Raw genomic sequence first — 26,377 nt, 5'->3', positions numbered from 1 at the left:
TTCGCGGGCGGCGAAAGTATAACGGTTAGCCCGCCACTCTGAAACAACCCTAAAGTAGAAGGGGTCTTATAAGTGGCGAAATGCAACGCGGGCGGCCTCTGCAAGGCGTGCAGGGCCCCTCTGTTCTTAGAAATTCGCCGGGGTGGCTGCGCTGATTAGTCGCGCAGCGACGTCGAACGGATTACGGAAACGGTGCGGCTTGGCGCTTTCGAAATAGTAGCTGTCACCGGCTTCAAGCACGAAGGTCTCAAGACCTACGGTCAACTCAAGGCGACCTTCCACCAAAATGCCGGTTTCTTCACCTTCGTGGGTCAGCATCTCGTCGCCAGTGTCGGCGCCCGGCGGGTAGATTTCGTTCAGGAAGGCAATGGCGCGACTGGGGTGTGCGCGGCCGACCAGCTTCATGGTCACGGCACCGTCCGAAATGTCGATCAGCTCATTGGCTTTGTAGACAATCTGCGTGGGTTTTTCTTGCAGTATTTCTTCGGAAAAGAACTCGACCATGGACATGGGGATGCCACTCAGCACTTTTCTCAGCGAACTGATCGAGGGGCTGACGCTGTTCTTTTCGATCATTGAAATGGTGCTATTGGTGACGCCCGCCCGTTTGGCAAGTTCACGCTGAGATAGCCCTTTCAGTTTGCGGATGGATTGCAGTCGTTCACCGACGTCCAATGCGGGAGCCTCCTAGGGTTCAGATTCAGGTCGAATTGGCGCCATCATGGCGATAGCGTTCAGTATTTACAACACTTCGACTTCAATCCTGTGCGCCCGTTTGGCCCCGCACCGTGCACGTAGCCCATCAGCTCCCGGAATAGAGGCGTGGCACGCGTTTTAAGTTGCAGAATATCTGGTAAGGAATGGTTTCAGCGTGGGCCGCCACTTCACTGGCGAGGATGTTTTTACCCCACAGTTCAACGGTCGAACCCAGCCCTGCGTGTGGCACATCGGTGAGGTCGATGCACAACATGTCCATCGACACGCGGCCCAGCAACCGGCTACGTTGGCCGGCCACCCACACTGGGGTGCCCGTAGGTGCCTGACGCGGATAACCGTCGGCATAACCCATGGCCACAACGCCAATACGCATAGGACGGTCGGTGACGAATTTGGCGCCGTAGCCCACGGGTTCGCCGACGGGTAGTTCGCGCACGCAAATCACTTTGGATTCCAGCGTCATGACCGGCTGCAAGCGCTCGGCAAGCACCTGCGACTCTTCAAACGGCGTGCTGCCGTAAAGCATCAGTCCAGGGCGTACCCAATCGCTCGGCACCTGAGGCCAGCCCAGCACGGCGGGGGAGTTACGCAAGCTGACTTCAGCCGACAACTCGGCGCGGGCGGCCTGAAACACTGCCAGTTGTTCATCACTGCGGCCGCAGCCCAGCTCATCGGCCCGCGAAAAGTGGCTCATCAGGACGATTTTTGCGACGTTGGCACAGGCTTGCAGGCGCTGATAAGCGGCCTTGTAGTCCGAGGGATGCAGACCCACGCGGTGCATGCCGGAGTCGAGTTTGAGCCACACGTTGATCGGTTTGGCGAGGCGGGCCTGCTCGATGTCGTCCAGTTGCCACAACGAATGCACCACACACCACAAATCGTGTTCAACGATCAGCGGCAGTTCATCGGCAGTGAAAAAACCCTCAAGTAGCAGGATCGGGGCGCCAATACCGGCCGCACGCAACTCCAGCGCTTCTTCAATGCACGCGACGGCGAACCCGTCGGCCTGCGCTTCAAGCGCTTGGGCGCAACGCACGGCACCGTGGCCATAAGCGTCGGCCTTGATCACGGCGAGGGCTTTGGCACCCGTCACTTCGCGGGCCAGTTGGTAGTTGTGACGCAGGGCTTGAAGGTCGATCAGGGCACGGGCTGGGCGCATGGCGGGCTTCTAACGGCTGTTGAATAAAAAACCGGCGCTCACCCGCAGCGTTGACTGCGTGCTGCACCGGAAGAGGGACTGTTACAGGAGCAAAAAACCTACGGCAGCGCTGCAATCACCGACAGCTCGACCAGAATCTCGGGTTCGCACAGCTTGGCCTCAACCGTGGCGCGAGCGGGCTGCACGCCTTTTGGCAGCCATTTGTCCCATTCACTGTTCATGCCCGCAAAGTCGGCATCAATGTCTTTGAGGTAAATGGTGACTGACAAGATGTGGTTTTTGTCGGTGCCCGCGATATCCAGCAAATGCTCAATATTTTTCAGGGTTTCGCGGGTTTGCTGCTCTACGCCCGCATTCATGTCGTCACCCACTTGCCCTGAGAGGTAAACCGTCCCGTTATGGGCAACGATTTGGCTCATGCGTTCATTGGTGAGCTGGCGCTGGATTGCCATGTTTTGCAGTCTCCTGTGGGTTGCCATAACGGGAAATATCGAGGCCTTCGGTGCTGATCTGCGGCGTTTTCTTCGCCATGACGTCTGCGAGGTAGCGGCCCGAACCACACGCCATCGTCCAACCGAGTGTGCCGTGACCGGTGTTCAGGAACAGGTTCTTGAACGGGGTCGCGCCCACAATCGGGGTGCCATCGGGGGTGGTTGGGCGCAGGCCGGTCCAGAAGCTGGCCTGGCTCAAATCGCCGCCCAAAGGATAAAGGTCGTTGACGATCATCTCCAGGGTTTCGCGCCGACGTGGGTTAAGCGACAGGTCAAAACCGGCTATTTCAGCCATGCCACCGACGCGGATGCGGTTATCGAAGCGGGTGATCGCGACCTTGTAGGTCTCATCGAGAATCGTCGACGTCGGCGCCATGTTCGGGTCAGTGATCGGAATGGTCAGCGAGTACCCTTTGAGCGGGTAGACCGGCGCCTTGATGCCCAGCGGCTTGAGCAGCTGTGGAGAGTAGCTGCCCAGTGCCAGCACATAGCGGTCTGCGGTTTCGAGCTTGCCGTCGATCATTACGCCGTTGATACGGTCGCCTGCGTAGTCCAGGCGCTGAATGTCCTGACCGAAGCGGAATTCGACGCCAAGGTTTTTTGCCATTTCGGCCAGGCGAGTGGTGAACATCTGGCAATCGCCGGTTTGATCGTTCGGCAGGCGCAGGGCGCCAGCCAGAATGTCGGTCACATTGGCCAGCGCCGGCTCAACGCGGGCAATGCCAGCGCGGTCGAGCAGTTCGTAGGGCACGCCAGACTCTTTGAGTACGGCGATGTCTTTGGCTGCGCCATCCAATTGCGCTTGGGTGCGGAACAGTTGAGTCGTACCCAGGTTACGGGCCTCGTAGGCAATGCCGGTTTCGGCGCGCAGTTCGTCGAGGCAGTCACGGCTGTATTCAGAGAGGCGCACCATGCGCTCTTTGTTCACGGCATAACGGCTGGCGGTGCAGTTGCGCAGCATCTGCGCCATCCACAGGTATTGGTCGATATTGGCAGTGGCCTTGATCGCCAAAGGCGCGTGGCGCTCCAGCAACCATTTGATGGCCTTGAGCGGCACGCCCGGTGCGGCCCACGGCGAGGCATAGCCTGGCGAGACCTGGCCTGCGTTGGCAAAACTGGTTTCCATTGCTACGGCTGGCTGACGGTCGACCACGACCACTTCAAAACCGGCTCGGGCCAGATAATAGGCGCTGGCAGTACCAATAACGCCGCCACCCAATACCATAACTCGCATATTTATATCCCTCATCGCGGCCAGCCGCAGACGTTTATTGTTCAAAGCGAAGATGGGCGCAGTATAGGAACCATTGGCTAGTGGAATTCACTGTATAAACGGCTATATTTGGCGACAATTCTCGGCCAAAACGCTTTTGACAAAGGAGATTCTCCTATGCGTACAAATCATCAAACAAAGCGTGAGCTGGACAAGATTGATCGCAACATTTTGCGCATCTTGCAGGCCGATGGCCGGATCTCGTTTACCGAGCTGGGAGAGAAGGTCGGGCTGTCTACCACGCCCTGTACCGAGCGGGTGCGCAGGCTGGAACGCGAAGGGATCATCATGGGCTACAACGCCCGGCTCAATCCGCAGCATTTGCAGGGCAGTTTGCTGGTGTTCGTCGAGATCAGCCTCGACTACAAATCTGGCGATACATTTGATGAGTTCAGACGGGCCGTGTTGAAGCTTCCCCATGTATTGGAATGCCATTTGGTGTCGGGGGACTTTGACTATCTGGTGAAGGCGCGCATTAGCGAAATGGCGTCCTACCGCAAACTATTGGGCGATATCTTGTTGAAATTGCCCCATGTGCGCGAGTCCAAAAGCTACATCGTGATGGAAGAAGTGAAAGAGAGCCTGAATTTGCCGATTGCAGATTAACAGCGGTCCTTGCCCTGTCCCTGAGGGAGAGGCTTTTGGTGTTTCAGACCAAAACCTGTCGCGTACTGGCGATGTATTCATGCACCAATTTTTCAGCGCTGGGGTGGATCAGCTCCACCGGTCGCCGCCCGTTGGGGCAAGGCAAGGTCGGTGTGGTGCCGAACAGGCGGCAAATCAGCGGGCGTTCTTCGTACACCGTGCAGCCGTTGGGGCCCAAATGCACACAGTTCAGCTCGTCCATGGCCGCTTCCTGCTCGGCGGCTGTCTTGCGCGGCAAGCGCGCCATTTCTTCAGATGAGGTGGTCACCGGTCCGCAGCAGTCATGGCAACCCGGTACGCACTCAAACGATGGTATTTGCTGGCGCAGGAAGCGGATTTTATGACTGTTGCAGCTCATCCAGGGCGTACCGATTTTTAAAAGGCCGCAGAGTCTGCCTGAAAACCCCTGCCCTAGACAGCGCCGTCCAGCTGTTCTTGCCCCATGTGAATGGCACGGCTTATGCTCCGTCAAATTTTCCAAACACAAATAATCAGGATCACGCACATGAACGCCCCTGTTCAGCGCAGCCAGCACACCGCCTCTTATTACGCCGCCAGCAGCTTGCCGCAGCCCGATCATCCGGTGCTGCAAGGCGAACATGTGGCCGATGTGTGCGTAGTGGGCGGGGGCTTTACCGGGTTGAACACGGCGTTGGAGCTGGCCGAGCGCGGTATGAGCGTGATCTTGCTTGAAGCGCACAAGATCGGCTGGGGTGCCAGTGGGCGTAACGGCGGGCAACTGATACGTGGCGTGGGCCATGGCCTTGAGCAGTTTGAAGGCATCATCGGCAAGGACGGTGTGCGTCAGATGAAGCTGATGGGGCTGCAAGCTGTGGAAATCGTGCGCCAGCGTGTTGAGCGCTTCGATATCGCCTGCGACCTGACCTGGGGATATTGCGATTTGGCCAACAAGCCTCGCGACCTCGAAGGCTTTGCCGAAGAAGCAGATGAATTGCGCAGTTTGGGTTATCGCCATGAGACGCGATTGTTGCAGGCCAACGAAGTGCGCAGTGTGGTGGGGTCTGATCGTTATGTGGGCGGGTTTGTCGACATGGGCTCGGGGCACCTTCACCCGCTCAACCTGGCGTTGGGGGAAGCGGGTGCAGCGGCACAGCTGGGCGTCAAGCTGTTCGAACACAGCGCAGTGACGCGCATTGATTACGGCCCGCAAGTGCGCGTGCACACCGCTCAAGGTTCTGTGCGCGCCAACAGCTTGGTGCTGGGCTGCAACGCCTACCTTAAAGACCTCAACCCTCAATTGAGTGGCAAAGTGCTGCCGGCTGGCAGTTACATCATCGCCACCGAACCGTTGAGCGAAGCGCAGGCCCACGCGCTGTTGCCGCAAAACATGGCGGTGTGCGATCAGCGCGTGGCCTTGGACTACTACCGCCTTTCGGCCGATCGGCGCTTGTTGTTTGGTGGTGCTTGCCATTATTCAGGACGTGACCCACAGGACATTGCGGCTTACATGCGGCCGAAAATGCTCGAAGTATTCCCTCATCTAAAAGACGTGAAAATCGACTATCAATGGGGCGGCATGATCGGTATTGGTGCCAACCGCATACCGCAGATTGGCCGTTTGCCCGATCAGCCGAACGTGTACTTCGCTCAGGCTTATTCCGGGCATGGGGTGAATGCCACGCATTTGGCGGGCAAGCTATTGGCCGAGGCCATCAGTGGCCAGCACAGCGATGGCTTCGACCTGTTTGCCAAAGTCCCGCACATCACCTTCCCTGGCGGCAAGTACCTGCGCTCGCCCCTGCTGGCGCTCGGCATGCTGTGGCATCGGCTCAAAGAGCTGCGCTAAATAGGGTGTAGTCGCGGCCGTAGGCAGCGACTACACGACGTGTGTTCAAGAGCGCCAGAACGGTTTGCAGCCTTCACGCAGGGCCATCGTCCGGCTCAACCCCACGTCGCGCAATTGTTGCTCGTCCAGTGCGAGCAGTGCGCGACGCGTACGAGAGCGGTGCCACATCAGGCCCCAGCCACTCAGGCCCGCCGGGGCTTTAATCACCTGAAACACGTGCTGCTCATCCTGCAATTGCGGGGCGTGCAGCGTCAGGCGTACATCGCTTAAACCATTCATGACCAGGCTCCTTGTTGACTCGTTGGCTCAGAGCAAAATGATGGCCTTGTGGTGAAAACCATGACAGATTCAGCAAACTGTTTTTACGTGCATACAGATGATGCTTTTCGGGGGCTGAATCCCCGTTTTGCGCCCCATCTGTCATGGTTTTTGTTCGCTACCTTGCCCAGAGTGCTGCCATGACCCTTTACGTCAACCTCGCTGACTTACTTGGTACGCGTATCGAGCAGGGTTTTTATCGCCCCGGTGACCGTCTGCCTTCCGTGCGTGCCTTAAGTGCCGAGCACGGGGTGAGTTTGAGCACCGTTCAGCAGGCGTATCGGCTGCTGGAAGACAACGGACTGGCTTCGCCGCGGCCCAAGTCTGGCTACTTTGTGCCTATGGAGCGTGAGCTTCCCGCCTTGCCGGGGATGGGCAAGCCAGCTCAACGCCCGGTGGAAATTTCGCAGTGGGAACAAGTGCTGGAGTTGGTGCGGTCGGTGCCGCACAAAGATGTGATCCAGCTGGGGCGCGGTATGCCGGACGTCACCACGCCCACCCTCAAGCCGCTGTTGCGCAGCCTGGCGCAAATCAGTCGACGTCAGGACCTGCCCGGTCTGTATTACGACAATATTCACGGCGTGCTTGCCCTGCGCGAGCAACTGGCGCGGTTGCTGCTCGACTCGGGTTGCCAGTTAGGCCCTGACGAGCTGGTGATTACCACTGGCTGCCACGAGGCGCTGTCGTGCAGCATCCGCGCCGTGTGTGAGCCGGGCGACATTGTGGCGGTCGATTCACCGAGTTTTCATGGCGCCATGCAAACCCTCAAGGGGTTAGGCATGAAGGCGCTGGAAATTCCTACAGACCCGCTCACCGGCATCAGCCTTGAGGCGCTCGAACTGGCGCTTGAGCAGTGGCCGATCAAGGCAATCCAGCTCACCCCCAGTTGCAACAATCCGTTGGGCTACATCATGCCCGAGGCGCGTAAGCAGGCTTTGGTCGCATTGGCGCAGCGCTTTGATGTGGCCATCATTGAAGACGATGTGTATGGCGAGCTGGCCTACACCTACCCTCGCCCGCGCACGATCAAGTCGTTCGACGACGATGGCCGCGTGTTGCTGTGCAGCTCGTTCTCCAAGACCCTGGCGCCGGGTTTGCGCATCGGCTGGGTCGCACCGGGTCGTTATTTGGAACGGGTGCTGCACATGAAATACATTTGCACCGGTTCCACCGCGCCGCAGCCACAACTGGCCATTGCCGACTTTTTGAAAAATGGGCATTTCGAGCCACATTTGCGGAAAATGCGCACCCAATATCAGCGTAATCGCGACTTGATGCTGGGTTGGGTAAGTCGCTACTTTCCAGCGGGCACACGGGCCAGTCGGCCCCAAGGCAGTTTTATGCTGTGGCTTGAGTTGCCAGAGGGTTTTGACAGTTTGCGACTCAATCGCGCGCTGTTGGAGCAAGGCGTGCAGATCGCGGTGGGCAGTATCTTTTCGGCGTCGGGCAAGTACCGTAATTGCTTGCGAATGAACTACGCAGCCAAGCCTGCGTCCCAGATCGAGGACGCCGTGCGCAAGGTCGGGCTGGCGGCCACTAAGCTGTTGGCTGGCGCCCTTTAACTTCTTTGCAACGTTTGGCCCGAGGCGCTCCCCGTTGAAATCACTGTGTGTATTAATCATGAGTGTTGTGCTGGGAGGCTGCGCCAGCATGGACGTCCCTCGCGAACCGAGCCAGGCCACGCCGGCCGCGAATTCGTCCTTTGGTCGCTCGATCCAGGCGCAGGCAGCGCCGTATCAGGGGCGCTCGGGGTTTCGTCTGTTACCCAACAGCGGCGAGGCGTTTCGCGCGCGGGCCGAGCTGATTCGCAACGCGCAAACCAGCCTCGACTTGCAGTACTACATCGTCCACGACGGCTTGAGCACGCGCATGCTGGTGGACGAGCTGCTCAAAGCGGCTGATCGCGGGGTGCGTGTGCGGCTGTTGCTCGATGACACCGCCAGTGACGGGCTGGACGAATTACTGGCCACCTTGGCCGCGCACCCCAATGTGCAGATCCGTCTGTTCAACCCTTTGCAGTTAGGTCGCGGTACTGGCGTAACGCGGGCAATGGGGCGGCTGTTCAATTTGTCGCGTCAACACCGGCGCATGCATAACAAGCTTTGGTTGGCGGATAACAGCGTCGCAATTGTCGGTGGGCGTAATTTGGGCGATGAGTATTTCGATGCTCAGCCCGACCTGAACTTCACAGATATCGACTTATTGAGCGTTGGCCCGGTGGCTGAGCAATTGGGGCACAGTTTCGACCAGTATTGGAACAGCGCATTGAGCCAGCCCCTTGGCGATTTTGTCTCGTCGCGCTTGTCCAGGCGCGAGCTGTCCAAGGCGCGCAAAGAGCTGGAGGCGTCTTTGCAAAAAGCGCAGCGACGCAACCCCGCTTTGTATCAGGAGTTGGCCGCGTATGAGACCCGTCCGCAAATGGAGGTGTGGCGCAAAGAGCTGATCTGGGCCTGGAATCAGGCGTTGTGGGACGCACCGAGCAAGGTGCTGGCCAAGGATGAGCCAGATCCGCATTTGCTGCTGACCACTCAACTGGCCCCCGACCTTGCCGGTGTGAGCAAAGAGTTGATTTTGGTGTCGGCCTACTTTGTGCCGGGTGAAACCGGGTTGGTTTACCTGACCGGCAGAGCCGACGCCGGGGTTGATGTGCGTTTATTGACCAACTCGCTGGAGGCCACGGACGTGCCCGTGGTGCACGGTGGCTATGCGCCGTACCGTAAGGCGTTGCTTGAGCATGGGGTCAAGCTGTTTGAGCTGCGTCGCCAACCGGGCAGCACCGGCGGCAGTGGACCGCACTTGTTCAAGACCAGCCTGAGTTCGGATTCGAGCCTGCACAGCAAGGCGATGATTTTTGATCAGCAAAAATCCTTTATCGGGTCATTCAATTTCGACCCGCGCTCGGGCTTGTGGAACACCGAAGTCGGGGTGCTGGTGGACAGTCCCGCACTGGCTGCGCAGGCCCGAGAGCTTGCGCTGCAAGGCATGTCCCCGGCATTGAGTTATCAACCGGTGCTGCGTGAAGGCACGATTGTGTGGCAGACCGAAGACAACGGGCAATTGCACACCTTGAGCCATGAGCCGGGCAGTTGGTGGCGCCGGCTCAATGCGTGGTTCAGCACGCGCGTGGGTTTGGAAAAAATGCTCTAGCGACGGGTTCAGGCGGGTGATTGTTCAGCGCCAAACGCGCCTTGGCGCAGCACCAATATCACCAAGCCCATTGCGCCAACGGCCATGAACAACGGCAGCGCATGCCCACTGATCCATTGGCTGCCCGCCCCTGCCGCCAGCGGTCCGATCAGACAGCCAATGCCCCACAACTGGGCCACGTGCGCGTTGGCGCGAACCAGCGCGTCGTCGCGGTAGCGTTCGCCGATCAGGATCAGCGACAGCGTGAACAAACCTCCCGCACTGGCGCCGAAAATCACCCACAGCGGCCATATCAGCAAGGTATTGAGCAGCAACGGCACCGCAAGGCTCGATAGCATCAACAGCACTGCGCAGCCGGTGAACAGTGTACGGCGTGAGAGTTTGTCGGCGAGTGCGCCAATGGGCAGTTGCAGCAAGGCATCGCCCACAACCACGGTGCTGACCATCGCCAGTGCGATATCGGCAGTAAACCCCTGGCGCAGACAGTAGATGGGTAGCAGGGTCAGAATCATCGCTTCAAACGCGGCGAACAGCGCGATGGCCCAGGCGATAGCGGGTAAGCCGCGGCAGAAAACCAGCAGATCCTTGAAGGTGACGCTGCATGACTCGGTTGTCGGTGCGCCATCACGCCCCATCAGCAGCAAGGGCGCAAGCGTGAGCAAACCCACGCCGATCCAGAAGCCGTAGTCGTTTTGCGAACCCACCAGACCCAAAAGTAGCGGCCCGGACAGCTGGCTCAGGGCGTACGCGCAGCCATACAACGCCACCAAGCGGCCTCGCCATTGCTCGACCACCAGTTGATTGATCCAGCTTTCGCCGAGAATAAAAATCACCGTAAGCACTACGCCGATCAGCAATCTGAGCACCAGCCAGACCGGATAGCTGGGCAGCAACCCCAACAAACCGATGGACAGCGCGCCACACCACAGGCAAAGACGCATCAGGCCCGGCGTGCCAAAGCGCGCTGCCAGTTTGCTGGCGATGCTGGCACCGACCAATACGCCAATGGCGGGCATGGCGGCCATCACACCGATGGCAAAGCCGCCGTAGCCCCAGCTTTCAAGCCGCAACGACACCAGCGGCATGCTGACGCCCAGCGCCAACCCGACGCTCAGGACTGAGGCGAGTACGGCGAAATAAGTCGCCCAACGCATGGGTGTGCTCCTGTGGATAACGTGAACTCAAAGGTGCAAAACAGCTGTGGGAGCGAGCTGGCTAACGATTTACATACCTTTCGGTACGTTCATCGCCAGCCAGCTCGCTCCCACAGGCGTTTTACCGGCCGTAGCCGTTGCTCAAAGCGGGCAACGGCTACGGGGCTTGCGTGTTAGAGCTTGATCCAGGTGGATTTCAGCTCGGTGTATTTGTCGAACGCGTGCAGCGATTTGTCACGACCATTGCCCGATTGCTTGAAACCGCCAAACGGTGCCGTCATGTCGCCGCCATCGTATTGGTTAACCCACACGCTGCCAGCGCGCAGGGCTTTGGCGGTCAGGTGAGCCTTGGAGATGTCGGCAGTCCAGACCGCTGCCGCCAGGCCGTATGGCGTGTCGTTGGCGATTTGTACAGCTTCCTCAGCCGTGTCGAAGGTAATCACCGACAGCACGGGGCCAAAGATTTCTTCCTGGGCGATTTTCATCGCGTTGCTCACGCCGTCGAAAATGGTCGGTTCGACGTAAGTGCCGCCTGTTTCTTTCAGGATTTGGTTACCGCCCGCCACCAGCTTGGCGCCCTCGGAGTGGCCCGACTTGATGTACGACAGCACGGTGTTCATTTGCTGCGTGTCGACCAGCGCACCCACGTTAGTGGCGGGGTCCAGCGGGTTGCCCGGTTTCCAGCCTTTCAGGGCTTCGATCACCAGTGCCAGGAAAGTGTCCTTGATCGAACGCTCGACCAGCAGGCGCGAACCGGCGGTGCAGACCTCGCCCTGGTTGAAGGCGATAGCGCTGGCGGCTGACTCGGCGGCGGCTTGCAGGTCCGGGGCATCGGCGAACACGATGTTCGGGCTTTTACCGCCCGCTTCGAGCCACACGCGTTTCATGTTGGATTCGCCGGAGTACACCATCAACTGCTTGGCAATTTTGGTCGAGCCGGTGAACACCAGTGTGTCGACGTCCATGTGCAGCGCCAGTGCTTTACCGACCGTGTGGCCATAGCCCGGAAGGACGTTGAGCACGCCAGCCGGAATACCGGCTTCGACGGCCAGTGCGGCGATGCGGATTGCAGTCAAAGGCGATTTTTCGGACGGTTTGAGGATCACCGAGTTACCGGTGGACAGCGCCGGACCAAGCTTCCAGCAGGCCATCATCAGAGGGAAGTTCCACGGCACGATAGCCGCAACAACACCCACGGGTTCGCGAGTCACCAAGCCCAGTTGATTGTGCGGAGTCGCGGCCACTTCGTCGTAAATCTTGTCGATGGCTTCGCCGCTCCAGCTCAGCGCATTGGCGGCGCCCGGGACGTCGATGCCCAGTGAGTCAGAAATCGGTTTGCCCATGTCCAGGGTTTCAAGCAGCGCCAGCTCTTCAGCGTTTTGCTTGAGCAGACCTGCAAAGCGGATCATGGTGGCCTTGCGTTTGGCGGGTGCCAGGCGCGACCAAACGCCGGAATCGAATGTTTTGCGCGCGTTTTCGACGGCGCGTTGCGCATCTGCGCTATCGCAGCTGGCAACCTTGCCCAGCAAACGGCCATCGACCGGGCTGAGGCACTCGAATGTTTCATTGGAGACCGCGGCGGTGTATTCACCGTTGATGTAAGCGCGACCTTCGATTTTCAGCTGTTGGGCCCGTTGTTCCCAGTCAGCACGCGTCAGGGTGGTCATTCGAGTGTCCTCCTCTTATTAATAAAAAAGCACCACGGCTTTCACGTGGCACGTCAGGAATGCTGTCCGATCCACCAATGTGATCGGCACAAGACATGCGCCACCCTAAACCAGTGGCTGTGGGACTTTCAATATATTTGACACAGGTGCCGTAAACGGCATGGCTTGTTCGTTTTAATAAACATAGACTTTGGTCTTTCTGATCACACATGCCGCAATTTCGGGGGGACTAACACCATGAGCATCGAAAACATCGTCGATTTCAGCACGGCCAACACAGAGGCCGAACGTTTTCGTCCGGCACCTGAAAAGGTGCTCAAAGGCGATCCCGAACAAGTTATCCACAACCATTACGACAGCCCTTGTGGGCAAATGAATGCCGGGGTGTGGGAAGGAGCTGTGGGGCAGTGGACAGTCAATTACACCGAGCATGAATATTGCGAAATCTTGCAGGGCGTTTCTGTTCTGCGTGACAAGGAAGGTAACGCCAAGACCCTGAGAGCGGGTGATCGCTTTGTCATCCCGGCTGGATTCAAAGGGACGTGGGAAGTGCTGGAGCCATGTCGGAAAATTTACGTGGTGTTTGAACAGAAAGCCTGAGCCCGCTGATTTAGAACTATTCAAAGCCCCGGTATCGAACGTTCGCGGGGCTTTTTTGTAGGTGTCATTTCCGTAGCCATGCACAAACTTAGACATACGTTGGCCGCACCGTCAGCGTTTAACTAGGCCAGTCTTTGGAGTGCGCCGGGTCCGAATGGAATGATCGGCCCAAGCGTCAATCCCTTTATCTGAAGTGTTTAAACAAGGAAGTCTTATGTTCAATATCAATGCAGTTACGCGTTTGATTTTAGCGACCAGTCTTGTTCTGGGCGCTTGCTCCATGCCTGCAATGGCTGCCCAGGCAGGCCAGTGCAAAGCGTTCACCCTTAACTTTGTAGTTGCCCCTGAGGTCACTCCAGCGCTGCTGGAAATGCTGCGCAAGGAGTCTGGCGCAACGCTGGTACGGGTCGAGAAGCCGGGCGACATATTCACCCAGGAGGTGAATCCGAACCGCCTGCGCGTGATCGTAGATAAAAACAACATTTTGGTGCGATACCTGTGCGGCTAAGGATAACGCTGCGCATTGATCGGTAAGTCGAATGCTGAACGGGAAGTTCCATATGGATATGGAGTACACGCAGGGTTACAGCTTCAGGGCAGAGCTTTACTGGCGCGACACCCGAATGTTCAAGCATCGGATCGGTGCGAGTCTGGATGACTCAACGATCTTTAAAACCAACGATGGCTGGCTCTTCGCAGGCATAGACAACTACACCCAGTTCAACGGTGTAGTGCGTGTCAGAGAAGTCATAAAAATGGATTTCTGGCTCGGCTGTTACGTCAGGGCGGGCCAGTATTTTTTTGATATACGCTGCATTTCACTGACGCGAGATGAGCCGTTCTTCGCCGCCCGGCTGGAGCCCAGTCGTAATGGCTTTTTAGGCTGGTATATCCCCGAAGATGATCGTCGCCAACCTTCTGAGGCGCAGTTATGGCAACTCGAAGGGTTTGATCCGGCCCATTTAGCCGTGGGGTATTGGCTCAATGGCATGACCCTGCGCAGCCCCAGGGGGCACGCGGTGAAGCGGTTGTACCAACAAGGCTTCCCGTATCTGAGTGAAAGCAGCTCGGGCGAGGATGGCATCTTGATGATAAAAGTGGTTCAGGTTGGGCAGGGGTATCCGTTCCCCTGAATCATCGGCACCTGTTGCCGAGATTCAAAGCCTTGGCAGATAGATACAAAAAAGGCCCGTATCGTGAGATACGGGCCTTTTTCGTAAAGAAGAAAAACCAATTACTTGATTTTGGCTTCTTTGTAGATCACGTGCTTGCGAACCCGCGGATCGAATTTTTTGATTTCGATTTTGTCCGGAGTGGTGCGCTTGTTCTTATCAGTGGTGTAGAAATGGCCTGTACCAGCGCTCGACACCAAACGGATCAATTCACGCATGATTAGCTCCTTTAGATCTTGCCAGCACGGCGGATTTCGGCCAGCACGACAGTAATGCCACGCTTGTCGATGATACGCATGCCTTTGGCAGATACGCGCAGACGCACGAAACGTTTCTCTTCTTCAACCCAGAAGCGGTGATGCTGCAGGTTCGGCAGGAAACGACGACGGGTTTTGTTATTTGCGTGGGAAATGTTATTCCCAGTCACCGGACCCTTACCGGTAACTTGACAGACTCTCGACATGCCTCAGCCCTCTAAAACCACATGCCCAACCCGGCATGGGTTGGCCGCTTAATCTCTCAGTCATTTGGCGCCAGGCGCCGCGTTTCTTTAAGGGTCTTACCGGTTACGCCTACAAACGAAGGAACCGGGCCCCTAGAAAAGAGCGCTGCTTTATACCAGAAAGACTAAAGAGCAACAACATGCAGTGTGATTTGCATCGATTAATAAAGGCGGCATTCTAGCGGCAATCCGCCCTGATGCCTATGCCAGACTGGGTGTTGCCGCTCGTCGCAAGATGAAAGGTTTCAGGGGGCGGATACCCGTGCAATTGGCTCAGAGGCCTCGCCGGCGGATGTCAGGGCCATCCTTGAACGAGCAGAAAAGGAGGGTTGCGCGGCCCTGAAGGGTGTTTTCGAAGTGATTAAAGGGAACGGGCTACGCTTAAAAGTAGTCATTTGGTCACCAGAACACTAGGGTAGGCCCTTTTCCAGACTGCATACGCAGATGGGCCAACGACTTGCAAAGGAAACCGACTATGCGCCTCGCTGCCGCCCCGTTATTGCTCACTTTTTGTTTGGCGCCGTTGGCGCACGCTGCCACGTTGAGCGTGTGCACCGAGGCAAGCCCTGAAGGGTTTGATGTGGTGCAGTACAACTCGCTCAGCACCACCAATGCGTCGGCAGACGTGCTGATGAACCGTTTGGTGGACTTTGACGCCCAGGCCGGGAAGTTAGTCCCCAGCCTGGCGCAAAGCTGGTCAGTGTCCCCTGACGGCCTTGAGTACACCTTCAAGTTGCGCCCTGGGGTTAAATTTCACACCACCGCGTATTTCACCCCGACGCGTGAGTTGAGCGCCGAGGATGTGCGTTTCAGCTTTGAGCGCATGCTCGACCCGGCCAATGCATGGCACAAAATTGCGCAAAGTGGCTTCCCGCATGCGCAGTCCTTGCAGTTGCCCCAACTGATCAAAAAAATCGAAACCCCGGACGCGCAAACTGTTCGCTTTACGCTTGCGCACCCGGACTCCACGTTTCTGCCTGCGCTGAGCATGGGCTTTGCCTCGATCTATTCAGCGGAGTACGCCGACAAGTTGCTCAAGGCCGGCACGCCCGAGTTGATGAACAGTCAGCCGATTGGTACGGGGCCGTTTGTGTTCACGCGTTTCCAAAAAGATGCCGTGGTGCGTTACAAGGCCAACCCGGACTACTTTGCGGGCAAGCCTGCGGTGGACGGGCTGATTTACGCGATTACCCCGGATGCCAACGTGAGGCTGCAAAAGCTGCGGCGTAATGAGTGCCAGATTGCACTGTCGCCCAAGCCACTGGATGTGGACGCGGCGACGAAAGACCCGGCCTTGAAAGTCGCTCAAACCCCCGCGTTTATGACCGCTTTTGTGGCCATAAACAGCCAGCACCCGCCGTTGGACAAACCTGAGGTGCGTCAGGCCATTAACCTGGCGTTTGATCGCGATACTTACCTCAAGGCAGTCTTTGAAAACAGCGCGCAAGCGGCCAACGGTATTTACCCGGCGACCACGTGGGGGTATGCCAAACAGTTGCCGGGCTATGCCCATGATCCGCAAAAGGCCCGCGATTTACTGGCTAAAGCAGGTCTTAAGGACGGCTTCAGTACCACCATTTGGACCCGGCCCACGGGCAGTGTGTTGAACCCTAACCCGAGCCTGGGCGCACAGTTGTTGCAGGCGGACTTGGCCAAGGTCGGGATCAAGGCAGATATTCGTGTGATCGAATGGGGTGAATTGATTCGCCGGGCCAAAGCGGGCGAACACGATTTGCTGTTTATGGGCTGGGCGGGTGACAACGGTGACCCGGATAACTTTCTGACGCCGCAGTTCTCGTGTGCAGCGGTGAAGTCCGGGACCAATTTTGCGCGCTATTGCGACAAGACGCTGGACAGCCTGATCAGCGAGGGCAAAACCCTGAGCGACCAGGACAAGCGCAGTGCGCTGTATCAGAAAGCTCAGGCGCTGATTCAGCAACAAGCGGTGTGGTTGCCGCTGGCGCATCCAACGGCTTACGCACTTACCCGTAAAGACGTACAGGGTTATCAGGTGAGTCCGTTTGGTCGCCAGGACTTTTCGACCGTGAGCGTTAAGCCTTAAGCCTCACATCCAGCCGTGCTCGACCATTGAGAGCGGCTCGCCGTCACCGACGATGAAATGGTCGAGCACCCGCACTTCGATCAGATCCAGCGCCTCTGTGAGGCGCTGGGTCAAGGTGCGGTCGGCCTCGCTGGGGTCTGTGATACCCGAGGGGTGGTTGTGACAAAAAATCACCGCCGCGGCGTTGTGCATCAGGGCGCGCTTGACCACTTGGCGGGGGTACACGCTGGCGCTGTCGATAGAGCCTCGAAACAGCACCTCAAAGGCCAGCATGCGATGTTTTGAGTCCATGAACAGGCAGCCAAAGACTTCGTGAGGTTCGTGGCGCAGCAGTGCTTTCAGGTAGTCGCGCACCGCTTGCGGGCTCTCAAGTGCTGAGTCGCGACGCAGCCGTTCTGCCAGGTGTCGGCGACCCATTTCCAGCACTGCCTGCAACTGGCTGAACTTGGCGGGGCCCAGTCCAAGTTGGCGACTGAACGACCCCAGGTCGGCTTCAAGCAATGCGCGCAGGCTGCCGAACTCAGCCAGCAAATGGCGGGCTAAATCCACGGCACTTTTGCCCGAAACACCGGTGCGCAGGAAGATTGCCAGCAGTTCTGCGTCTGAAAGACTGGATGATCCCAGCGCTAAAAGTTTCTCCCGCGGACGCTCCGCTGCGGGCCAGTCTTTAATGCTCATAACCGCTCCATGTTCTGTGAGCGCCGCTGTTCCATAGCAGGCGCTGTGTTATCTTAGCCCATCATTTTTGCGTGGCATTTGGCCATTTTCCGCGCAGTCCTCATCGAACTAAAAGGCAGGCCTATGCAGCGGCTGTATCGAAAACGCATCGTTTTGGGCGTCGGCGGCGGCATTGCTGCCTACAAGAGTGCAGAGCTGGTTCGCCGCTTACTGGATCAAGGCGCTGAAGTGCGGGTAGTAATGACCAAAGGCGGCAGTGAGTTCATCACCCCTTTGACCATGCAAGCGTTGTCCGGGCACCCGGTTCATCTGGACCTGCTCGACCCTGCGGCTGAAGCCGCGATGGGGCATATCGAACTGGCCAAATGGGCTGATCTGGTGCTGATCGCGCCTGCAACGGCCGACTTGATCGCCCGCCTGGCTCAAGGCATTGCCAATGACCTGCTGACCACCGTGGTGCTCGCCACAGACGCTACCGTGGCCATCGCGCCGGCGATGAACCAGGCCATGTGGCGTGATCAGGCGACCCAAGCCAACACGCACTTGCTCCAGAACCGTGGGGTGAAGGTCTTCGGGCCAGCCTCAGGCAGCCAGGCGTGTGGCGACGTGGGTTTTGGTCGCATGCTTGAAGCTGGCGATCTGGTCAGTTGTGCGGCGGAGTGCTTCCAGCATCAGATTCTGACCGGCAAGCATGTGCTGATTACGGCGGGGCCGACGCAGGAAAACATCGACCCGGTGCGTTACATCACCAACCACAGCTCGGGGAAAATGGGCTTTGCTCTGGCCGAAGCTGCCGTAGAAGCGGGTGCACGCGTCACGTTGATTACTGGCCCGGTACATTTGCCTACGCCGGACCGCGTCACCCGCATTGATGTCGTCAGTGCGCGCGACATGCTGGCAGCGTGTGAGGCCGCGATCCCGTGCGACGTGTTTATCGCGTCCGCAGCCGTCGCGGATTACCGCCCGGAAGTAGTAGCCCCGCAAAAACTCAAGAAAGACCCTACGAGTGGTGACGGCCTGTTGCTGCAAATGGTGCGCAATCCAGACATTCTGGCCACCATTGCTTCACGTCCTGATCGCCCTTTTAGTGTCGGCTTCGCTGCCGAAACCGAGCACTTGCTTGATTACGCGGCACGCAAGCTGAAAGACAAAAACCTCGACCTGATTGTGGCCAACGATGTGGCTAACCCCAGCATCGGTTTCAACAGCGAGGAAAATGCGTGCAGCGTGATTGATCGCCAGCTACACGCCACCGTATTTGCTCAGACCAGCAAGGGCAAAATTGCCCGTCAGTTGGTTACTTTTATCGCCGAACGTCTGAACCAGGTTTAACTCGTATGCACGCTTTGCAAGCCAAAATCCTTGATCCACGCATTGGAAACGAATTCCCGCTGCCGCAATACGCCACGCCCGGCTCGGCCGGTCTGGACCTGCGCGCCATGCTTGAACAAGACACCGTTCTGGAGCCGGGCCAAACCCTGTTGATCCCCACCGGTCTGTCTGTCTACATCGGCGACCCTGGCCTGGCGGCGCTGATTTTGCCGCGCTCGGGCCTGGGCCATAAGCACGGCATCGTGCTGGGCAACCTGGTGGGCCTGATCGACTCGGACTATCAGGGTGAGTTGATGGTGTCGTGCTGGAACCGTGGCCAGACGGCTTTCAATATCGCAGTGGGCGAGCGTATTGCTCAGCTGGTGCTCGTGCCGGTGGTGCAAGCGCACTTTGAATTGGTTGAGGAATTTGACGAAAGTCAGCGCGGCGCAGGTGGTTTTGGCCATTCCGGCAGCCTCTGACTATGCTGCATCAGGTCGGGCGCCCTGCCCGACCTGAACTGATCGCGTGGTAATTCAGGATGAAGCTCGCGCCCTTGTTGTCTCCGTTTTCATTGCTTGCACCCATGGCGGCCCTCTGCCATGCGGCCCGTGATGCCAATTGGCCTCTCGAACTCTCGCGTCAAAACACCGTCCAAACCTTCAGTTTGTGTTCGACCCCGTGTGTCGCAGGGGCGTTTTTACGCCGTGTGGCGCGGTCGACTTTTGTATGGCTGAGCACTTCAGCGCATGCCCCAAATTCCCTGAAAGTGGAGTACCTCTTGTAATGACTAGCCCATCTGCGGTCGCACCTGCATTTCCTGACAGCATTTTTCGCGCATACGACATCAGAGGCGTAGTGCCGAAGACGCTGACCGCAGAAACCGCCTACTGGATCGGGCGTGCCATCGGCGCTGAGAGCCTGGCCAAGGGTGAGCAGAATGTGTCGGTGGGCCGTGACGGGCGGCTTTCCGGGCCTGAGCTGGTGGCGCAATTGATTCAAGGCGTGGCCGACAGTGGTTGCCATGTCAGTGACGTGGGGCTGGTGCCGACGCCGGCGCTGTATTACGCCGCCAATGTGTTGGCCGGCAAGTCCGGGGTGATGCTCACGGGCAGCCATAACCCTTCGGATTACAACGGTTTCAAGATCGTGATTGCAGGCGATACGCTGGCCAATGAGCAAATTCAGGCCCTGCACACACGTCTTAAAACCCATGATCTGACGTGGGGCCAAGGCAGCATTGCCCAGGTCGAGATTCTTGAGCCGTATGCCAAGCACATTACGGGCGATATCCAGTTGGCCAAGCGGTTGAAGGTGGTGGTCGATTGTGGCAACGGTGCTGCGGGTGTGATCGCGCCACAACTGATCGAAGCGCTGAACTGCGAAGTGATCCCGTTGTTTTGCGAGGTGGATGGCAACTTCCCCAACCATCACCCGGACCCTGGCAAGCCGGAAAACCTGGTGGACTTGATCGCCAAGGTCAAGGAAGTGAACGCCGACTTGGGCCTGGCATTTGACGGCGATGGCGACCGTGTCGGCGTTGTGACCAACACGGGCACTATGGTGTTCCCGGACCGCTTGCTCATGCTGTTTGCGCAGGACGTTTTGGTGCGCAACCCGGCGGCTGAAATCATCTTCGACGTGAAATGCACGCGTCGCTTGATCCCGCTGATCAAGGAATATGGCGGCCACCCACTGATGTGGAAGACCGGTCATTCGTTAATCAAAAAGAAAATGAAAGAAACCGGCGCGTTGCTGGCCGGTGAAATGAGCGGGCACATCTTTTTCAAAGAGCGCTGGTTCGGTTTTGATGACGGTATTTACAGCGCGGCACGCCTGCTGGAGATCCTCAGCAAGCGTGAAGAGCGCGCCGAAGAGCTGTTTGCCGCATTCCCCAACGATATTTCGACCCCTGAGATCAATATCGATGTGACGGATGAGAGCAAATTCAGCATTATTAGCGCCCTGCACGACGCCCAATGGGGTGAAGCCGCCGAGCTGACCACCATTGATGGTGTGCGGGTCGACTACCCACACGGCTGGGGCCTGGTTCGCGCATCCAATACCACGCCGGTGCTGGTGCTGCGATTTGAGGCCGATACCGAGGCCGAGCTGCAACGCATCAAGGATGTTTTCCACGCTCAACTCAAGCGTGTGGCACCTGATCTCCCTCTACCGTTTTGATCGACTTGTTCTACCGGAGCCCTGAATGACCCTCGAACGTGATGCCGCCTCCAACGTCGCCAAGGTATTGTCCGAAGCGCTGCCCTACATTCGCCGTTACGTCGGCAAGACGCTGGTGATCAAGTACGGCGGCAACGCAATGGAGAACGACGACCTGAAAACCGGGTTTGCCCGTGACATCGTGCTGATGAAGGCGGTGGGCATCAACCCGGTCGTCGTACACGGTGGCGGGCCGCAAATCGGTGATTTGCTCAAGCGTTTGTCCATCGAGAGTCATTTCATTGATGGCATGCGCGTGACTGACGCGCAAACCATGGACGTGGTGGAAATGGTGCTGGGCGGTCAGGTCAACAAAGACATCGTGAACCTGATCAACCGTCACGGCGGTAGTGCGATTGGCCTGACGGGTAAAGATGCCGAGCTGATCCGTGCGAAAAAGCTCACGGTAACGCGTCAGACGCCGGAAATGACTTCGCCGGAAATTATCGACATTGGTCACGTGGGTGAAGTGGTGGGCATTAACACCGACCTGCTGCACATGCTGACCAACGGTGATTTCATCCCCGTCATTGCGCCGATTGGCGTGGGGGCCAATGGTGAGTCTTACAACATCAATGCGGATTTGGTTGCCGGTAAAGTGGCTGAAGCGCTCAAGGCCGAGAAGCTGATGTTGCTGACCAACATTGCAGGTTTGATGGATAAGCAGGGCAACGTGTTGACAGGGCTGACCACCACCCAAGTGGATGAGCTGATTGCCGATGGCACTATCTATGGCGGCATGCTGCCCAAGATTCGCTGCGCGCTGGAAGCGGTGCAAGGCGGCGTCACCACGGCGCACATCGTGGATGGTCGCGTGCCGAATGCGGTGTTGCTGGAGATTTTCACGGACACTGGTGTGGGCACGCTGATTACCAACAGCAAGCCGGTTTAAACCTTAGTAAAAAGGCCCCGTACGGGGCCTTTTTTGTGGGCGGCGGGTTAGATCCCGTACTGCGCCCGATACGCTTCAACGGCAGGAAGGTGTTGCTTGAGCTGGTCGTCGTCGGCCAGAAATTGCAGAACCTGGGTCAACGAAACGATGCTGACAACCGGAATGGCGAAGTCGCGCTCGACTTCCTGAATGGCTGAAAGCTCGCCATTGCCACGTTCCTGGCGGTTAAGTGCGATCAGCACGCCCGCTGCTTTGGCGTTTTGCGAAGCAATGATGTGCATGACTTCGCGGATAGCGGTGCCCGCAGTAATCACGTCGTCGATGATCAAAATGTCGCCTTCGAGCGGGGAGCCTACGAGGCTGCCACCTTCGCCGTGGGCTTTGGCTTCTTTGCGGTTGAAGCACCACGGCACGTCACGGTCGTGATGTTCGGCCAGGGCTACAGCGGTGGTTGCGGCCAAAGGAATACCTTTGTAAGCCGGGCCAAATAGCACGTCGAAAGGAATGCCGCTGTCTACGATGGCGGCAGCATAAAAGCGCCCCAGTTGAGCCAGCGCAGAGCCGGTGTTGAACAGGCCGGCATTGAAGAAGTAAGGACTGGTGCGCCCGGACTTCAAGGTGAACTCGCCGAAGCGCAAAACGCCGCGATCGATGGCAAAACGGATGAAATCGCGCTGATACGCTTGCATGAAAAAAGCCCCTGATACCGCGGATTTAGCTAAATAGTAAGACGGCGTGTATCATACACGCACGTGATTTTTGGGGCCATTTATGCGGATCATCAGTGTGAACGTTAATGGCATTCAGACGGCAGTCGAGCGCGGTTTGCTCAGTTGGCTGCAAGCTCAGAATGCCGACGTTATTTGCCTGCAGGACACCCGCGCCTCCGCCTTTGAATTGGACGATCCGGCCTACCAGCTGGATGGCTACTTTCTTTATGCCTGCGAAGCTGAAGTCCCTGCCCAAGGCGGTATGGCTTTGTATTCGCGGTTGCAACCGAAAGCGGTCATTACTGGGCTCGGCTTCGAAACCGCCGATCGCTACGGGCGCTACCTGCAAGCCGATTTCGATAAGGTCAGCATCGCGACCTTGCTGCTCCCTTCGGGGCAGAACGGCGATGAAGACTTGAATCAAAAATTCAAGTTGATGGACGACTTCGCACGCTACCTGGACAAGCAGCGTCGCAAGCGTCGCGAGTATATCTACTGCGGTTCGCTGTATGTGGCGCAGCAGAAGCTCGATATTAAAAACTGGCGTGACAGCCAGCAGTCTCCTGGTTTCCTGGCGCCTGAGCGGGCCTGGATGGATGAGATTGTCGGCAACATGGGCTATGTCGATGCCCTGCGTGAAGTCAGCCGTGAAGGTGACCAGTACAGCTGGTGGCCGGATAACGAACAGGCTGAAATGCTCAACCTTGGCTGGCGTTTTGACTACCAGTTGCTCACACCCGGCTTGCGCCGTTTTGTGCGCAGTGCGCGTATGTCGCGCCAGCCACGCTTCTCGCAGCATGCGCCATTGATCGTGGACTACGACTGGACACTGACGATCTAAGTGTCTTGTTCGCCTTAAAAAAATGCCCGTATCCAAGGATACGGGCATTTTTTTTGCTGCAAGCGACAGGCTGCTTACTTGATCGGGCGCCAGGTGAAGGGGTAACGATAACTCACCCCGTCATTGGCCTTGACGCCGGCAATCACCACCAGCACCACCGCACCGATAAATAACAGTCCGATCAGGGCAAAACCGATCAGGACGAACATCAGTACGTAGCAAATAGCCGAAGCTATCGCCACGGTGATCTGGAAGTTCATGGCTTCCTTGCCTTGGTCGTCAATGAACGGGTCGCTTTCGCGCTTCATTTGCCACAGGATCAGCGGGCCGATCAGGCTGCCAAACGGAAACCACATTCCCAGGAACGCCGAGAAGTGGCAGAACATGGCCCATTGCCGAGCTTCGCGGCTCGGGCCTGGCTCGGGTTTTGAAAGGTCCAGCTCACTCATGGTGTTCTCCAGGTGGTCAGCGAAAGCGCAGGCAATCAGTCAGCCAGCGCAGTTTGTTGCAGTGCAAAAATGTCGGTCATGCCTTTTTGAGCCAGTGCCAGCATGGCGTTCAGTTCGTCCGGCTGGAACGGCGCGCCTTCGGCGGTGCCTTGAACTTCAATGAAACCACCGGTGCTGGTCATCACCACATTGAGGTCGGTTTCGGCTGCTGAATCTTCAGGGTAGTCGAGGTCAAGCACAGGTACGCCCTGATACATGCCCACCGACACGGCTGCGATCATCTGCTTGATCGGATCGCCGTTTTTGAGGCCACCACGTTTTTTGATCACTTTCAGGGCGTCGACCAAGGCAACCATTGCGCCCGTAATCGATGCAGTGCGAGTGCCGCCATCGGCCTGAATCACATCGCAGTCGACATAAAGGGTGATGTCACCCAGTTTGGACATGTCCAGTGCGGCGCGCAGGGAGCGGCCGATCAGGCGCTGGATTTCAAGGGTGCGGCCGCCTTGCTTGCCACGGCTGGCTTCACGCTGGTTACGGTCACCTGTGGCGCGCGGCAGCATGCCGTATTCGGCGGTCAGCCAGCCTTGGCCCTGGCCTTTAAGGAAACGTGGCACGCCGTTCTCGACGCTGACGGTGCAGATGACTTTGGTGTCACCGAACTCGACCAGTACAGAACCCTCTGCGTGTTTGGTGTAGTTGCGGGTGATGCGGATCGGGCGTAGCTGATCGGCAACGCGACCACTTGGACGTTTCATGTGGGATACCTGTACGGGACGGAAAACTGTCGAGCATTATAAAGGCCATAGGCCGACAGGGGCACACCTAAAACTGCGTTGTGTTTTGTAGGAGCAAGCTGATAACGAAGCCTGTCGCCGCTGCCACGGGGGCCTACCATTGCGCGTGATTACGACAGACGTCGTTTGGGACGTTCGCTGCACTGCGCTACAATCCGCCGCCTTAGTAGCCGTTTGGCTTAACTCATCAGATCGCGAGGTACCTCCATGGTGCATAGCATGACCGCCTTTGCCCGCGTTGAAAGCGCTGGCACTCAAGGCACCCTTAGCTGGGAGCTGCGTTCGGTCAACAGCCGCTACCTGGAGCCGCACCTGCGTTTGCCCGAGTCATTTCGCGACCTTGAGGGCGCGGTGCGTGAAGCGCTGCGCCAGGGTATTTCGCGGGGCAAGCTGGAATGCACGTTGCGCTTTACCGAAGAAACCACCGGAAAGCCCCTGCAAGTCGATCGCGAGCGCGCTGCGCAACTGGTGGCAGCCGCCGAATCGATTGCCAGCCTGATCAAGCAGCCGGCGGCACTCAACCCGCTGGAAGTGCTGGCCTGGCCTGGCGTCCTGGTGGCGGATGCGAGCGACCCGCAAGCCCTCAATACGCAGGCGCTGGCCTTGTTCAAGCAAGGTCTGCAAGAGTTGAAAGACGGCCGTGAGCGCGAAGGTGCAGAGCTGGCCCGCTTGATCAGTGAGCGTCTGACCTCCATCGAAAGTGATGTCGATACTTTGCGTGAGCTGGTGCCGCAAATGCTTGCGACTCAGCGTCAAAAGGTGCTCGACCGCTTCAACGACATGAAGGCTGAGCTAGACCCGCAGCGTCTTGAACAAGAGATGGTGATGCTGGCGCAGAAAAGCGATGTGGCCGAAGAGCTCGACCGGCTGAGCACCCATATCCTTGAGGTGCGACGTGTGCTCAAGTCCGGTGGGGCCGCTGGGCGTCGCCTCGATTTCCTGATGCAAGAGCTCAACCGCGAAGCTAACACCTTGGGCTCCAAAGCTTTCGATCCACGCAGCACTCAAGCGGCGGTCAACCTCAAAGTGTTGATCGAGCAGATGCGCGAACAAGTACAGAATATTGAGTAAGGCTCCCCCTGACATGACCCACAGCACTGGCACCCTTTACATCGTTTCTGCCCCTTCGGGCGCAGGCAAGACCAGCCTGGTCAATGCGCTTACCGATCTTGACAAGCAAATTCGCGTCTCGGTTTCGCACACCACCCGGGCCATGCGCCCCGGTGAAGTGAACGGCGTGAACTATCACTTCGTCGAGCGCGAAGAGTTCGTGAAAATGATCGAACACGGTGATTTTCTGGAGCGCGCCGAGGTGTTCGGCAACCTCTATGGCACCTCGCAAAGCCACTTGCTGCAGACCCTGGATGAAGGCCATGACCTGATTCTGGAAATCGACTGGCAAGGTGCTGAACAGGTTCGCAAGTTGATGCCTCAGGCGCGTTCGATCTTTATCCTGCCGCCTAGCCAGCAAGCATTGCGTGAGCGTCTGGATAACCGCGGGCAGGACAGCGACGAAATCATTGACGGCCGTATGCGCGAAGCCGTGAGTGAAATGAGCCACTACGTCGAGTATGACTACCTGATCATCAATGATGATTTTGCGGTTGCGCTTGAGGATTTGAAGGCGATTTTTCGCGCCAATCGCTTGCAGCACAATCGTCAGCAGCAGCGTTATGGCAAGTTACTGGCCGAATTGCTTGGCTAAAAGCCTCTTCCCAAAACCCCTGTAAGGGCTTTACATTGGCGCTTACAGAGGGTTTTG

General features: G+C 57.7%; 28 protein-coding genes and 1 pseudogene. 15 read left to right on the top strand and 14 right to left on the bottom strand.

The window, feature by feature from the left end; all coding sequences use genetic code 11:
- Positions 1-126: 126 nt before the first annotated feature.
- The 4 genes from AP059_RS20855 to dadA all read right to left on the bottom strand — a co-directional run bounded on the left by AP059_RS20855 (position 127) and on the right by dadA (position 3,601).
- Complete coding sequence (locus AP059_RS20855) at positions 127-675, bottom strand: cupin domain-containing protein (RefSeq protein ID WP_048363841.1); 549 nt, start codon at positions 673-675, stop codon at positions 127-129.
- Between the two features lie 127 nt (positions 676-802).
- Positions 803-1,876, bottom strand: a complete 1,074-nt coding sequence (gene alr / locus AP059_RS20850; RefSeq protein ID WP_059765926.1) for an alanine racemase — start codon at positions 1,874-1,876, stop codon at positions 803-805.
- Between the two features lie 98 nt (positions 1,877-1,974).
- The gene (locus AP059_RS20845) at positions 1,975-2,328 is read right to left on the bottom strand and encodes a RidA family protein (protein WP_048363843.1); all 354 of its coding nucleotides are present in this window, start codon (positions 2,326-2,328) and stop codon (positions 1,975-1,977) included.
- On the bottom strand, positions 2,300-3,601 hold the full coding sequence (gene dadA, locus AP059_RS20840; protein ID WP_048363844.1) for a D-amino acid dehydrogenase: 1,302 nt from the start codon (positions 3,599-3,601) through the stop codon (positions 2,300-2,302). Before dadA ends, AP059_RS20845 begins: the two co-directional genes overlap by 29 nt.
- A 156-nt stretch (positions 3,602-3,757) precedes the next feature.
- Here dadA and AP059_RS20835 point away from each other — a divergent pair, with 156 nt between their 5' ends.
- A complete protein-coding gene (locus AP059_RS20835) occupies positions 3,758-4,246 on the top strand; it encodes an Lrp/AsnC ligand binding domain-containing protein (RefSeq protein ID WP_019828215.1) in 489 nt (162 codons plus the stop codon).
- Between the two features lie 43 nt (positions 4,247-4,289).
- Here AP059_RS20835 and AP059_RS20830 read toward each other — a convergent pair whose 3' ends face one another.
- Positions 4,290-4,643, bottom strand: a complete 354-nt coding sequence (locus tag AP059_RS20830; RefSeq protein ID WP_048363845.1) for a YkgJ family cysteine cluster protein — start codon at positions 4,641-4,643, stop codon at positions 4,290-4,292.
- Positions 4,644-4,790: 147 nt separating this feature from the next.
- On the opposite strand from AP059_RS20830, the gene AP059_RS20825 reads away from it, so the two are divergent.
- Positions 4,791-6,092 carry an NAD(P)/FAD-dependent oxidoreductase gene (locus AP059_RS20825; protein ID WP_059765924.1) on the top strand — a complete coding sequence of 434 codons (1,302 nt, stop codon included), beginning with the start codon at positions 4,791-4,793 and terminating at the stop codon, positions 6,090-6,092.
- A 45-nt stretch (positions 6,093-6,137) separates the two neighbouring features.
- On the opposite strand, the gene AP059_RS20820 is transcribed toward AP059_RS20825, so the two are convergent.
- Entirely contained in the window at positions 6,138-6,371 is a 234-nt protein-coding gene (locus AP059_RS20820) for a DUF1127 domain-containing protein (protein ID WP_059765922.1), read from the bottom strand.
- A gap of 179 nt (positions 6,372-6,550) precedes the next feature.
- Between AP059_RS20820 and AP059_RS20815 the strand changes: the two genes are divergently transcribed.
- Entirely contained in the window at positions 6,551-7,972 is a 1,422-nt protein-coding gene (locus AP059_RS20815; RefSeq protein ID WP_059765920.1) for an aminotransferase-like domain-containing protein, read from the top strand.
- 58 nt (positions 7,973-8,030) lie between these two features.
- Positions 8,031-9,557 carry a phospholipase D family protein gene (locus AP059_RS20810; protein ID WP_059765918.1) on the top strand — a complete coding sequence of 509 codons (1,527 nt, stop codon included), beginning with the start codon at positions 8,031-8,033 and terminating at the stop codon, positions 9,555-9,557.
- Positions 9,558-9,565: 8 nt separating this feature from the next.
- Here AP059_RS20810 and AP059_RS20805 read toward each other — a convergent pair whose 3' ends face one another.
- Positions 9,566-10,711, bottom strand: a complete 1,146-nt coding sequence (locus AP059_RS20805; protein WP_059765916.1) for an MFS transporter — start codon at positions 10,709-10,711, stop codon at positions 9,566-9,568.
- 173 nt (positions 10,712-10,884) lie between these two features.
- Positions 10,885-12,378, bottom strand: a complete 1,494-nt coding sequence (locus tag AP059_RS20800) for an aldehyde dehydrogenase (protein WP_059765913.1) — start codon at positions 12,376-12,378, stop codon at positions 10,885-10,887.
- Between the two features lie 237 nt (positions 12,379-12,615).
- Here AP059_RS20800 and AP059_RS20795 point away from each other — a divergent pair, with 237 nt between their 5' ends.
- The 3 genes from AP059_RS20795 (at position 12,616) to AP059_RS20785 (ending at position 14,111) form a co-directional block, all read left to right on the top strand.
- Positions 12,616-12,978, top strand: a complete 363-nt coding sequence (locus tag AP059_RS20795) for a cupin domain-containing protein (protein ID WP_059765910.1) — start codon at positions 12,616-12,618, stop codon at positions 12,976-12,978.
- 214 nt (positions 12,979-13,192) lie between these two features.
- The gene (locus AP059_RS20790) at positions 13,193-13,486 is read left to right on the top strand and encodes an I78 family peptidase inhibitor (protein WP_059765907.1); all 294 of its coding nucleotides are present in this window, start codon (positions 13,193-13,195) and stop codon (positions 13,484-13,486) included.
- 52 nt (positions 13,487-13,538) lie between these two features.
- Positions 13,539-14,111, top strand: coding sequence for a hypothetical protein (locus AP059_RS20785; RefSeq protein ID WP_131811538.1), 573 nt, complete (start codon positions 13,539-13,541; stop codon positions 14,109-14,111).
- Positions 14,112-14,212: 101 nt separating this feature from the next.
- On the opposite strand, the gene rpmG is transcribed toward AP059_RS20785, so the two are convergent.
- Both rpmG and rpmB read right to left on the bottom strand, forming a co-directional pair.
- Positions 14,213-14,368, bottom strand: a complete 156-nt coding sequence (rpmG, locus tag AP059_RS20780) for a 50S ribosomal protein L33 (protein ID WP_003437824.1) — start codon at positions 14,366-14,368, stop codon at positions 14,213-14,215.
- Positions 14,369-14,379: 11 nt separating this feature from the next.
- Positions 14,380-14,613, bottom strand: coding sequence for a 50S ribosomal protein L28 (gene rpmB / locus AP059_RS20775; RefSeq protein ID WP_019410280.1), 234 nt, complete (start codon positions 14,611-14,613; stop codon positions 14,380-14,382).
- 514 nt (positions 14,614-15,127) lie between these two features.
- Here rpmB and AP059_RS20770 point away from each other — a divergent pair.
- Positions 15,128-16,714 (top strand): ABC transporter substrate-binding protein, encoded by a 1,587-nt coding sequence (locus tag AP059_RS20770; protein WP_059765902.1) that lies wholly within the window; start codon positions 15,128-15,130, stop codon positions 16,712-16,714.
- 3 nt (positions 16,715-16,717) lie between these two features.
- Here AP059_RS20770 and radC read toward each other — a convergent pair whose 3' ends face one another.
- A complete protein-coding gene (gene radC / locus AP059_RS20765) occupies positions 16,718-17,392 on the bottom strand; it encodes a RadC family protein (protein WP_059765900.1) in 675 nt (224 codons plus the stop codon).
- A gap of 123 nt (positions 17,393-17,515) precedes the next feature.
- On the opposite strand from radC, the gene coaBC reads away from it, so the two are divergent.
- The 4 genes and pseudogenes from coaBC to argB all read left to right on the top strand — a co-directional run bounded on the left by coaBC (position 17,516) and on the right by argB (position 21,818).
- A complete protein-coding gene (gene coaBC / locus AP059_RS20760) occupies positions 17,516-18,724 on the top strand; it encodes a bifunctional phosphopantothenoylcysteine decarboxylase/phosphopantothenate--cysteine ligase CoaBC (RefSeq protein WP_059765898.1) in 1,209 nt (402 codons plus the stop codon).
- A 5-nt stretch (positions 18,725-18,729) separates the two neighbouring features.
- Positions 18,730-19,185, top strand: a complete 456-nt coding sequence (gene dut / locus AP059_RS20755) for a dUTP diphosphatase (RefSeq protein WP_048363857.1) — start codon at positions 18,730-18,732, stop codon at positions 19,183-19,185.
- A 316-nt stretch (positions 19,186-19,501) separates the two neighbouring features.
- A pseudogene (locus tag AP059_RS20750) lies at positions 19,502-20,887 on the top strand (phosphomannomutase/phosphoglucomutase); the annotation flags it as partial.
- A gap of 25 nt (positions 20,888-20,912) precedes the next feature.
- Positions 20,913-21,818: an acetylglutamate kinase gene (argB, locus tag AP059_RS20745; protein WP_048363859.1), complete on the top strand. Its 906-nt coding sequence runs from the start codon at positions 20,913-20,915 to the stop codon at positions 21,816-21,818.
- A 47-nt stretch (positions 21,819-21,865) separates the two neighbouring features.
- Here argB and pyrE read toward each other — a convergent pair whose 3' ends face one another.
- Positions 21,866-22,507, bottom strand: coding sequence for an orotate phosphoribosyltransferase (gene pyrE, locus AP059_RS20740; protein ID WP_059765893.1), 642 nt, complete (start codon positions 22,505-22,507; stop codon positions 21,866-21,868).
- Between the two features lie 82 nt (positions 22,508-22,589).
- Between pyrE and AP059_RS20735 the strand changes: the two genes are divergently transcribed.
- Positions 22,590-23,369: an exodeoxyribonuclease III gene (locus tag AP059_RS20735; RefSeq protein WP_059765891.1), complete on the top strand. Its 780-nt coding sequence runs from the start codon at positions 22,590-22,592 to the stop codon at positions 23,367-23,369.
- 74 nt (positions 23,370-23,443) lie between these two features.
- On the opposite strand, the gene AP059_RS20730 is transcribed toward AP059_RS20735, so the two are convergent.
- Together AP059_RS20730 and rph are read right to left on the bottom strand one after the other, a co-directional pair.
- On the bottom strand, positions 23,444-23,818 hold the full coding sequence (locus tag AP059_RS20730) for a DUF4870 domain-containing protein (RefSeq protein WP_059765889.1): 375 nt from the start codon (positions 23,816-23,818) through the stop codon (positions 23,444-23,446).
- A 35-nt stretch (positions 23,819-23,853) separates the two neighbouring features.
- Positions 23,854-24,576 (bottom strand): ribonuclease PH, encoded by a 723-nt coding sequence (rph, locus tag AP059_RS20725; RefSeq protein WP_048363862.1) that lies wholly within the window; start codon positions 24,574-24,576, stop codon positions 23,854-23,856.
- A 246-nt stretch (positions 24,577-24,822) separates the two neighbouring features.
- Between rph and AP059_RS20720 the strand changes: the two genes are divergently transcribed.
- Both AP059_RS20720 and gmk read left to right on the top strand, forming a co-directional pair.
- Positions 24,823-25,686 carry a YicC/YloC family endoribonuclease gene (locus AP059_RS20720; protein ID WP_048363863.1) on the top strand — a complete coding sequence of 288 codons (864 nt, stop codon included), beginning with the start codon at positions 24,823-24,825 and terminating at the stop codon, positions 25,684-25,686.
- A gap of 13 nt (positions 25,687-25,699) precedes the next feature.
- On the top strand, positions 25,700-26,320 hold the full coding sequence (gmk, locus tag AP059_RS20715) for a guanylate kinase (protein ID WP_048363864.1): 621 nt from the start codon (positions 25,700-25,702) through the stop codon (positions 26,318-26,320).
- The last annotated feature ends 57 nt before the right edge of the window (positions 26,321-26,377 follow it).

This window comes from Pseudomonas sp. TAA207, assembly GCF_001529285.1.
GTDB classification, from domain to species: domain Bacteria; phylum Pseudomonadota; class Gammaproteobacteria; order Pseudomonadales; family Pseudomonadaceae; genus Aquipseudomonas; species Aquipseudomonas weihenstephanensis.
Note: the sequence above shows the minus strand (reverse complement) of the source record. Positions and strands in the feature narration are given on the sequence as shown.

Excerpts from the sequence above, each read along its gene's own strand:
- alr (WP_059765926.1), bottom strand. The coding sequence starts at position 1,876 with ATGCGCCCAGCCCGTGCCCTGATCGACCTTCAAGCCCTGCGTCACAAC.
- AP059_RS20845 (WP_048363843.1), bottom strand. The coding sequence starts at position 2,328 with ATGGCAATCCAGCGCCAGCTCACCAATGAACGCATGAGCCAAATCGTT.
- dadA (WP_048363844.1), bottom strand. The coding sequence starts at position 3,601 with ATGCGAGTTATGGTATTGGGTGGCGGCGTTATTGGTACTGCCAGCGCC.
- AP059_RS20835 (WP_019828215.1), top strand. The coding sequence starts at position 3,758 with ATGCGTACAAATCATCAAACAAAGCGTGAGCTGGACAAGATTGATCGC.
- AP059_RS20830 (WP_048363845.1), bottom strand. The coding sequence starts at position 4,643 with ATGAGCTGCAACAGTCATAAAATCCGCTTCCTGCGCCAGCAAATACCA.
- AP059_RS20825 (WP_059765924.1), top strand. The coding sequence starts at position 4,791 with ATGAACGCCCCTGTTCAGCGCAGCCAGCACACCGCCTCTTATTACGCC.
- AP059_RS20820 (WP_059765922.1), bottom strand. The coding sequence starts at position 6,371 with ATGAATGGTTTAAGCGATGTACGCCTGACGCTGCACGCCCCGCAATTG.
- AP059_RS20815 (WP_059765920.1), top strand. The coding sequence starts at position 6,551 with ATGACCCTTTACGTCAACCTCGCTGACTTACTTGGTACGCGTATCGAG.
- AP059_RS20810 (WP_059765918.1), top strand. The coding sequence starts at position 8,031 with ATGAGTGTTGTGCTGGGAGGCTGCGCCAGCATGGACGTCCCTCGCGAA.
- AP059_RS20805 (WP_059765916.1), bottom strand. The coding sequence starts at position 10,711 with ATGCGTTGGGCGACTTATTTCGCCGTACTCGCCTCAGTCCTGAGCGTC.
- AP059_RS20800 (WP_059765913.1), bottom strand. The coding sequence starts at position 12,378 with ATGACCACCCTGACGCGTGCTGACTGGGAACAACGGGCCCAACAGCTG.
- AP059_RS20795 (WP_059765910.1), top strand. The coding sequence starts at position 12,616 with ATGAGCATCGAAAACATCGTCGATTTCAGCACGGCCAACACAGAGGCC.
- AP059_RS20790 (WP_059765907.1), top strand. The coding sequence starts at position 13,193 with ATGTTCAATATCAATGCAGTTACGCGTTTGATTTTAGCGACCAGTCTT.
- AP059_RS20785 (WP_131811538.1), top strand. The coding sequence starts at position 13,539 with ATGGATATGGAGTACACGCAGGGTTACAGCTTCAGGGCAGAGCTTTAC.
- rpmG (WP_003437824.1), bottom strand. The coding sequence starts at position 14,368 with ATGCGTGAATTGATCCGTTTGGTGTCGAGCGCTGGTACAGGCCATTTC.
- rpmB (WP_019410280.1), bottom strand. The coding sequence starts at position 14,613 with ATGTCGAGAGTCTGTCAAGTTACCGGTAAGGGTCCGGTGACTGGGAAT.
- AP059_RS20770 (WP_059765902.1), top strand. The coding sequence starts at position 15,128 with ATGCGCCTCGCTGCCGCCCCGTTATTGCTCACTTTTTGTTTGGCGCCG.
- radC (WP_059765900.1), bottom strand. The coding sequence starts at position 17,392 with ATGAGCATTAAAGACTGGCCCGCAGCGGAGCGTCCGCGGGAGAAACTT.
- coaBC (WP_059765898.1), top strand. The coding sequence starts at position 17,516 with ATGCAGCGGCTGTATCGAAAACGCATCGTTTTGGGCGTCGGCGGCGGC.
- dut (WP_048363857.1), top strand. The coding sequence starts at position 18,730 with ATGCACGCTTTGCAAGCCAAAATCCTTGATCCACGCATTGGAAACGAA.
- argB (WP_048363859.1), top strand. The coding sequence starts at position 20,913 with ATGACCCTCGAACGTGATGCCGCCTCCAACGTCGCCAAGGTATTGTCC.
- pyrE (WP_059765893.1), bottom strand. The coding sequence starts at position 22,507 with ATGCAAGCGTATCAGCGCGATTTCATCCGTTTTGCCATCGATCGCGGC.
- AP059_RS20735 (WP_059765891.1), top strand. The coding sequence starts at position 22,590 with ATGCGGATCATCAGTGTGAACGTTAATGGCATTCAGACGGCAGTCGAG.
- AP059_RS20730 (WP_059765889.1), bottom strand. The coding sequence starts at position 23,818 with ATGAGTGAGCTGGACCTTTCAAAACCCGAGCCAGGCCCGAGCCGCGAA.
- rph (WP_048363862.1), bottom strand. The coding sequence starts at position 24,576 with ATGAAACGTCCAAGTGGTCGCGTTGCCGATCAGCTACGCCCGATCCGC.
- AP059_RS20720 (WP_048363863.1), top strand. The coding sequence starts at position 24,823 with ATGGTGCATAGCATGACCGCCTTTGCCCGCGTTGAAAGCGCTGGCACT.
- gmk (WP_048363864.1), top strand. The coding sequence starts at position 25,700 with ATGACCCACAGCACTGGCACCCTTTACATCGTTTCTGCCCCTTCGGGC.